The following is a 2287-nucleotide window of genomic DNA, read 5'->3' as shown; positions in this document are numbered from 1 at the left end:
TTCTGTTTTTCAAATTGATGAAAATTTTTATTACTCTATTACATTCAACACTTCGGATTCCAAAACTCAACTTCGTTAGAAAATTCTTTTTCGTGCAGCAATTTTTCTTGCAGTTGTGATTTCAACTTTTCAATCGAAAGAACAATTATTTCATTCGTTGCGGGAAGAGAAAACTCCGGTTCGATTTCGTGTTCGGCAATGGCGGAGATTGCATCTTTTATTGCGAGCCACGTTGCAAGGGCGAGCATAAACGGCGGCTCGGCAACTGCTTTACTTTTGCGAATCGTGTTTTCGTTCGGAACGTTCTGCAAAAGTTGCGTTCGGAAATCTTTCGGAATATCTTGCACGCTCGGAATTTTATACGTGTCCGGCGAATGTGTGAGAAGATTTCCGTTCGCGTCCCATTTTATTTCTTCGGTCGTGCACCAGCCAACGCCTTGAATGTAGCCGCCTTCCACTTGCCCGATATCAATTTGCGGATTAAGCGAATCGCCGACATCGTGCAAAATATCCGTGCGCACAATCGTGTGTCGTCCCGTGAGAATATCGAGTAACACCTCGCTCACACACATTCCAAATGCAAAATAATGAAACGGTCGTCCGTTTCCTTTCTCTTTATCGAAAAAAACATTTGGCGTTTTGTAAAATCCCGTTGCGCTTAAAGAAACTTGTCGCAAATTCATCAGCAACATTGCATCAGCGAAAGAAATTTTTCGTTCTAAATGTTCAATGTCAAATATAAAATCGTTTTCGAAGCGAATGAAGTGTTGGAGAGTTGGAGTTGTGGAGTATTTCTCGTTCCACACTTTTGTAATCTCAAATGAAATGCGTTCTTTCAAAATATCAATCGCATTTTTAACTGCCATTCCGTTTAAATCCGTGCCAGCTGAAGCCGCAGTCGCAGAAGTATTCGGCACTTTCGATGTGTTCGTTGCATTCACTTTCACGCGTGACAAACTCACGCCAAATTCCGCCGCCGCAACTTGCAACATTTTCGTATGCAATCCTTGTCCAATTTCCGTTCCGCCGTGATTGACGAGAATTGTTCCATCTTTATACACAAGCACAAGCGCGCCGGCTTGATTGAGAAACGATGTCGTGAACGAAATGCCAAACTTCACCGGCGTAAATGCAATTCCTTTTTTGAAAAATTCATTTGTCGTATTGAACTGAGCAACTTCTTTTCTTCGCTTATCGTATTCGGAAGATTTTTTCAACTGCTCATACATTGAAAAAAGATGATTGTTTTCAACAACTTCACCGTAATGCGTTGTGTTGTTTTCTTTCATTCCATAAAAATTTTTGAAACGAATTTCTGCCGCATCTTTTTTTAAGTAACGCGCAACACAATCAATTATCGTTTCTGCAACCGCCATTCCTTGCGGACCACCAAAACCGCGAAACGCTGTGTTCGATGGAAGATTTGTTTTCCACACATTTCCGACAACGCAAAGATTCGGAATGAAATACGCATTATCCACGTGCAACATCGCGCGCTGCATAATTGCGAACGATAAATCAGTTGCACAACCGCCGTCGCAATTGAGTTCAATATTTGCAGAAAGAATTTTTCCATCGTCATCAAAACCAATTTCGTAGCGCGAAAGAAAACGATGACGCTTGCCGGTAATTTTCATATCGTCGTCGCGGAAGAGCCGAATCTTCACGGGACGTTTTGTTGCATTGCAGAGAAGCGCGCACCAACACGCAACGTGATTTCCTTGCGTTTCTTTTCCACCGAACGCGCCGCCCATTCTCCGCACTTCGACAACGACATCGTTTTTTCTGATTCCCAGCACTTCTGCAACGAGCGCTTGCGTTTCCGATGGATGCTGCGTTCCGCTAAACACATTGATTTCATTGGTTTCGCCGGGGATGCACAAACACACTTGCGATTCGAGATACCAATGTTCTTGCGCGCCGGTTTTGAGTTCGCCTTTTATTTTATGTTTTGCAACTTGGAAAGTTGCGTTACTATCTCCGCGTTCAATTTTCATTGGTGCGCCAAGCAAAGATTTTTTTTCGATTGCTTTTTCAATCGAAAGAATTGGTTCGAGAAGTTCGTATTCTATTTTTATTTTTTTCTCTGCTTCTAAACATTGCTCTTCCGTTTCTGCCGCAATTAAAAACATCGCTTGTCCAACACACACGACTTCACTCTCCGCAAGACAAACTTCATCGTGAATAACCGGTCCCATTTGATTGTGTCCCGGAATATCTTTGTAACTCAACACCGCGTGAACACCGAAAACTTTTTTTGCTTCGCTTATATCGAATGAACTTATTT

General features: G+C 42.4%; 1 protein-coding gene. It reads right to left on the bottom strand.

Going from position 1 to position 2287, the window contains the following annotated elements; translation table 11 throughout:
* Positions 1-44 precede the first annotated feature (44 nt).
* Positions 45-2287, bottom strand: a 2243-nt coding sequence (gene xdhB, locus FJ218_11350; GenBank protein MBM4167497.1) for a xanthine dehydrogenase molybdopterin binding subunit, incomplete at its 5' end; no start/stop codon positions are given.

It is taken from the genome of Ignavibacteria bacterium (genome assembly GCA_016873775.1).
Taxonomy (GTDB): domain Bacteria; phylum Bacteroidota; class Ignavibacteria; order UBA10030; family F1-140-MAGs086; genus JAGXRH01.
Note: the sequence above shows the minus strand (reverse complement) of the source record. Positions and strands in the feature narration are given on the sequence as shown.